A 6,096-nucleotide genomic window follows, 5' to 3' on the forward strand; every position below is an offset into this window, starting at 1 on the left:
GTGTCAGGCTCAATGCCGCAGATTACCGAGGCATCTTCCGGTGAGTATTCTTTCACTAATTCACGAAATTCTTCAATACCGTTAGTGTGCTGCTCTATATAGGCAGTATCTTCTAGGCCCTCGTCTAAAATAACGTGTGCGAAGCTGTTTAATAAAACAAGATCCGTACCCGGTAAAATAGGCAGATAGTAATCAGCCATCTGGCCCATCATGGTTTTACGCGGGTCAATCACAACCACCGGAAATTTGGGTTTGCCCTGTTTTTCGCGATTTTCTAGCGCCTCTTTTAAGCGCCAGTAAATAATTGGGTGTTGCTCGGGTAGGTTAGAGCCAAACGCCATTAAGCATTCGGTGTGCTCGAAGTCTTCATAGCAGCCGGGCGGGCCGTCTGAGCCAAATGAACGCTTATAGCCCGATACCGCAGACGCCATACACAGTGTGGTGTTACCGTCATAGTTATTGGTGCCGATTAAGCCGCGCACTAATTTACCTAAGGTGTAAAATTCTTCGGTAAATAATTGCCCAGTAGAGACAATGCCGATGCTGTCCATGCCGTATTTTTCTTGAATACGCTTGAATTCTTCAGCGACTTTATCGAGCGCCGTGTCCCAATCGGTATTTTCATAGTCGTCATCGATCGATGCGCGAATTTTAGGTGCGATGCCGCGGCCGTTACCGGCAAAAATGCCAGCCTCGGTTAAGCCTTTTACGCATAGCTTGCCGCGGTTAACGTCGGCGCCGCCAACGCCACGTGTGGTCACTGGCGTACCTTCACTGTCGAGGCCCACTTCTATTGAGCAGCCAACAGAGCAGTAGCCACAGGTGGTGTATTTCCAGTCGACCTGGCCTTTGTTGTTTATGATAATTGGATTTTTATTTTTACGCCCAAATAGCATATGCATTCCAAAGCAAAGTTTTAACCAGTGTCAAAACTTTGCGGTTAAAAAATAATTTGCTCAATAGCTAAAGTGAGGGGGCACATAAAAACACCTGGAGGTTATTCAATGTGTTAGCTATTGAACAAAGTACTTTCGTACTTTAATGCCCCACAAGCAGAGGCAAACTTTCTATCAGCAATTAATCTGAATACGATCGCCCTCAAGCCGAACCGGCCAGGTTTTAATGCTGACAGACTCATCTTCTAAGCACTGACCTGTAGTTAGATCAAAATGCTGTTTATAAATTGGCGATGCGATGATGTCGGCACCATTTAGACAGCCTGCAATGCCGCGTGATAACACATTGGCTTTGCTAAAAGGGTCAAAGTTGTCAACCGCAAAGATTTTCTCTTCGCCATGCTTTGTAAGGCGGAAGATGGCAACTTGATGACCCTTAACCAGTGCACATCGGCCACCGCCTAACAGCACATCTCGTTTGTTACAAATATCTGACCATGCCATAGTTTTCTCCTTAGGATGCGCTTGCAATTAAGGTTTGTTTTTCAACGTCAGTTGCGGGGCGGATTTGACCACGCTCTTTAACAAATACCACATTGTCGTCGCTCAGGTCTGAGTTAACAAAATGATCAAATCGTTTCACTTTCTCAGGATCTTCGATGGTGGTTTTCCATTCGCATTGATAGCTATCCACAACGCGTTGCATATCTTCTTCAAGCTCTGCACAAATGCCTAACTTGTCTTCAATAACCACATCGCGCAGATAGTCGAGCCCGCCTTCAAGATTCTCAAACCAGACCGAGGTGCGCTGCAGCCGATCAGCCGTGCGTACATAAAACATTAAAATGCGATCGATATATTTGATCAGCGTCGCTCTGTCTAGGTCGGCTGCAAATAGATCAGCATGCCTAGGTTTCATGCCGCCGTTGCCGCAGGTATATAAATTCCAGCCATTTTCAGTAGCAATTACGCCGATGTCTTTTGATTGCGCTTCTGCACATTCGCGCGTACAGCCAGAGACAGCAAACTTTAATTTATGCGGTGAGCGCAGGCCCTTGTAGCGATTTTCAATCTCAATCGCAAAGCCAACCGAGTCATCAACACCGTAGCGGCACCAAGTAGAGCCCACACAGGATTTTACGGTTCTAACCGATTTACCATAGGCGTGACCGGTTTCAAAACCTGCATCAATCAGTTTTTTCCAAATCTCAGGCAGCTGTTCTTGACGCGCGCCAAATAAGTCAATGCGTTGACCGCCAGTAACTTTGGTGTAGAGATCGTATTCTTTTGCCACCTGACCTAATACGATCAGCTTATCGGGCGTGACTTCACCACCTGCCATGCGAGGCACAATAGAGTAAGTGCCGTCTTTTTGCATGTTGCCCATAAAGTAGTCGTTAGTATCTTGGTTTATTTGGTGTTGATCTTCTAATATATAATCGTTCCAGCAGGAGGCTAAAATAGACCCGACCGTTGGCCGACATATATCACAGCCAGAGCCTTTACCGTATTTGCCAATCAGCTCGGCAAACGATTTAATTTTTTCGACGCGGATAAGGTGGAAGATTTCTTGGCGAGTATAGGGAAAATGTTCACACAGGTCGGTATTCACCTCCATGCCTAAATTTTCCATCTCGGCATTCATCACCTGCGTTGCAAGTGCTGCACAGCCACCACAGCTGGTCGCAGCGCCAGTGCAAGCTTTTATATCGCCAATGGTGCAGTTGCCGGCTTGAACCGCGGCGTTGATATCACCTTTGCTTACATTATTACAGGAGCAAATCACAGCGCTGTCGGGCAGCATATCAACCCCTAGAGCGGCGCCGCCTGAGCCATCACGTGAAGGCAAGATCAATGTGTCAGGATGCTCGGGCAGGTCGATACCGTTTAAGGCGTATTGCAATAGGGCATCGTAGTCAGATGTGTCGCCAACCAGCACGGCACCAAGCAGTTTTTGATTATCTGGGCTAACTACAATTTTCTTATACACTTCTGATGGCTGGTCAAGATAGGTATAAACTTTCGCGCCAGGTGTATTGGCATGCGCATCACCAATTGAGCCAACGTCGACACCCATTAATTTTAACTTGGTGCTCATGTCAAAGCCGGTGAATTCGGTATCACCGTCACCCGAGATTTGCTCGGCGGCAATGACCGCCATCTGATTACAGGGCGCAATCAGACCAAAGGTGCGGCCATTCCACAGCGCACACTCGCCAATCGCGTATATGTTAGGGTCAGAGGTTTGGCAAACATTATTGATCACAATGCCGCCGCGCTCGCCGATTTCGAGCTCAGATTGACGCGCTAAGGCATCTTGCGGGCGAATGCCGGCCGAGAACACAATCATGTCGGTTTCCAGCGATTCTCCGTCGGCAAATTCCATGCGGTGCTGTGCGTGTTCACCATCGACAATTTGTTGGGTGTTTTTCTGCGTATGTACGCCAACCCCAAGCGCTTCGATTTTCTCGCGCAATACTGCGCCGCCGCCGTCATCTACCTGCACCGCCATCAGGCGCGGCGCGAATTCAACGACATGTGTTTCAAGACCCAAGTCGTGCAGCGCTTTTGCCGCTTCTAAGCCGAGAAGGCCGCCGCCAACGACAGTACCAATTTTTGCTGATTCGGCAGCGGCGGTCATATCAGCGAGGTCTTCAATGGTGCGATAAACAAAGGTGTTGTCGCGGTCATGTCCGCTGACGGGAGGCACAAAGGGGTATGAGCCAGTCGCTAAGACCAGCACATCATAGGCATAGCGATTGCCCGAGGCGGCTAAAACTTGCTGTTGTGCGCGGTCGATTTCAGTAATTTGCTCATCGCAAACACAGTTGATCTGATGCTCTGCATAGAAGGCATCTGTACCCATGGCAATGCTGTCGATACTTCTAGACTCAAACCAGGCAGTTAAATACACGCGGTTATAGGCCGGATTTGGCTCTTCACCGATAACGGTGATGGCATATTGTTGGTAGGCCGGGGATGCTATCATGGTCTCAATGAACTTATGTGCCACAGGACCGTTACCAACAATGACTAACTCTTTTTTCTGCATAGATGCCTTTCCAGTTTTTTGCTCACGGGCTGCTTTTTAACAGTCAATGGCGATACAATGACTTGTGAGAAGCGAGAAAAATTCCAGCAAGCGCTTTAATTAGCTAATATATTTTGCGTAAAGCATTATATATGCCAACTATTTTATAAATTATTTAAGTTACTGTTTTATATATTATAATTATTCTTTATTGTGTGCATATAACCGCTTGTAAAAGCGGTAAAATACCCGTTGTGCACTAAATAAGATCACAATTGGTGCGCTTTTTTATGGCAGCTTGATTGCAGCTTTATGTCAGCTCGGCGATCAGCTTTCAAGGTGCTGTTTAGGCTGTGTTGCTGCTGCAGCGTAAGCGCTAGATTTTAAGACCTAAGCCGTGCTTTCGTCGTTTTTGAGCTAATGGGCAGATTTAGCGGCAATAGGGCTTTTTGCCGCTTGATTTGCCCGGTTGTGACTTGCTAATTTTCTGTAAAGCTTTAAGCTCCTTGGCGTTTTACTGCGTCGACGTATGTGTCGACTCATGTGTTCACAGCGGCGCCAAAAGCCGAGCTTGGGCACAGCATAATTTGACTGTTTTATAGCTGAGCATGGTTCTTTCTGGCTAAACGAAAAAAATGGCTAAACGAAAAAAATCGACTAATCCGTTTCATATTTCCTATCTGCCTACTTGGCTGCTGTTGGCGCTGATTCGTATAGTTAGCTTCTTACCGTATCCGCTGATGATGCGTCTGGCTCAGTTGCTGGGCTGGGTGGCGCGCTTATTTTTGCGCATGCGCCGCCATGTAGTAGGCGTGAATTTATCCATGTGTTATCCCGATATGCCTGAGCCTGAGCGTGCTGAGTTAACCGAGCGGGTGTTGATGAATACCGGTATCGGCGCCATGGAGGCTTTGTATAGCTGGTGGGCAAGTGATAAACAGGTGCTGTCGCGCTGTGATTATCAAGGCCTAGAGTTACTGGATGCGGCCAAGGCTGAGGGGCGTGGGGTGATTTTGTTGGGTATTCATTTCACTACCTTAGATTTTTGCGGTCGCGCACTCGCGCAAACCTACCCGATCGATACCATGTATAAAACCCAAACCAATGCCGCAATAGATTATTGCCTAAAGCGGGCACGTTTGCGCCGATATCAGCATGTGCTGGAAAAATCTGAAATGCGTCGGCTGCTCAAACATCTTAAACAGCAGCATGTGATTTGGTATGCCTGCGATCAGGATTTTGGCCGTAAGAATTCGGTTTACGCGCCCTTATTTGGTCAGCCGGTGGCAACGTTGGCTACTTTGGGTCGTTTGCTAAAGATGACCAATGCCAAACCCCTAATGGTTAAGCACTCGCGTCACAGTGCTGCAGGGATTGGTCAAAGCCGTTATACGATTGAAATTTTCGACCCCTTCACCGAACAGCCCTTGGGTGATGATGATCAGCGCAACGCCGAGTTGATTAATCTTGCGCTTGAGCAAGCCATTAATAGTTCTACAGATCAATACTTTTGGGTGCATCGACGCTTTAAGCGTCGTCCTGANGGTCTGCCTAACCCTTATCGCTAGTGAAGCCTGATTTTTTCGCCAGTGGCTGATCTATTTCGAAATAAATGCTCAATAAAAAGCCCAGCATAAAGCTCAATTCAAAGCCTAGCTTACAGCTGAATAATAAGTCTCAAACATTGTGCGAAAAAGACAATCAGCTTGACCGCATTTGCTATTGTTGCGGGCGCTAAACTTATCCATTATTTCATCTTGCATTTATGATTTTGTGCAGCGCATGCATTAGACTGTGCGCCGATCAATAATAATGAGCGCTAAGCCCATAGCGTATCAAACACGAGGAAATCCAATGAAAATTGAATTTACACCGGAGCAAGAGGCGCTGCGTCAAGATTTACGCGCCTATTTTGACGAATTAATGACGCCAGAGCTGCGTGATGAAGTCAGTAAAACCGTTGGCGAAGGTGGTGGCCCATTATTTTGGCAGGCCATGGAAAAATTAGGACAAGACGGCAAAGTTGGTCTTGGCTGGCCGAAAGAGTTAGGTGGCTCGGGCTTAACCGAAATTGAGCAGTTCATTTTTGTTGAAGAAGTGATGCGCTGCGGTTTTCCGTTCCCATTTTTAACCACTGAGTCGGTTGGTCCAATGATCGCCGAGTTAGCA

At 47.2% G+C, this 6,096-nt stretch carries 5 protein-coding genes; 2 read left to right on the forward strand and 3 right to left on the reverse strand.

All coding sequences use genetic code 11. From position 1 onward, the window contains the following. The 3 genes from HRU21_07140 to nirB form a co-directional block, all read right to left on the reverse strand. Positions 1-896, reverse strand: an 896-nt coding sequence (locus HRU21_07140; GenBank protein NRA42069.1) for a molybdopterin-dependent oxidoreductase, incomplete at its 3' end; no start/stop codon positions are given. Between the two features lie 174 nt (positions 897-1,070). Then, positions 1,071-1,400 carry a nitrite reductase small subunit NirD gene (nirD, locus tag HRU21_07145; GenBank protein NRA42070.1) on the reverse strand — a complete coding sequence of 110 codons (330 nt, stop codon included), beginning with the start codon at positions 1,398-1,400 and terminating at the stop codon, positions 1,071-1,073. 10 nt (positions 1,401-1,410) lie between these two features. After that, positions 1,411-3,948 carry a nitrite reductase large subunit gene (nirB, locus tag HRU21_07150; GenBank protein NRA42071.1) on the reverse strand — a complete coding sequence of 846 codons (2,538 nt, stop codon included), beginning with the start codon at positions 3,946-3,948 and terminating at the stop codon, positions 1,411-1,413. Positions 3,949-4,562: 614 nt separating this feature from the next. On the opposite strand from nirB, the gene HRU21_07155 reads away from it, so the two are divergent. Together HRU21_07155 and HRU21_07160 are read left to right on the forward strand one after the other, a co-directional pair. Continuing rightward, positions 4,563-5,495, forward strand: coding sequence for a hypothetical protein (locus tag HRU21_07155; GenBank protein ID NRA42072.1), 933 nt, complete (start codon positions 4,563-4,565; stop codon positions 5,493-5,495). A gap of 286 nt (positions 5,496-5,781) precedes the next feature. Beyond that, a partial coding sequence (locus HRU21_07160) for an acyl-CoA dehydrogenase family protein (GenBank protein ID NRA42073.1) occupies positions 5,782-6,096 on the forward strand: 315 nt, incomplete at its 3' end.

The sequence above is a fragment of the Pseudomonadales bacterium genome, assembly GCA_013215025.1.
Taxonomy (GTDB): Bacteria; Pseudomonadota; Gammaproteobacteria; order Pseudomonadales; family DT-91; genus DT-91.

Coding starts and splice junctions, on each gene's coding strand:
- nirB (NRA42071.1), bottom strand. CDS start 3,948: ATGCAGAAAAAAGAGTTAGTCATTGTTGGTAACGGTCCTGTGGCACAT.
- nirD (NRA42070.1), bottom strand. CDS start 1,400: ATGGCATGGTCAGATATTTGTAACAAACGAGATGTGCTGTTAGGCGGT.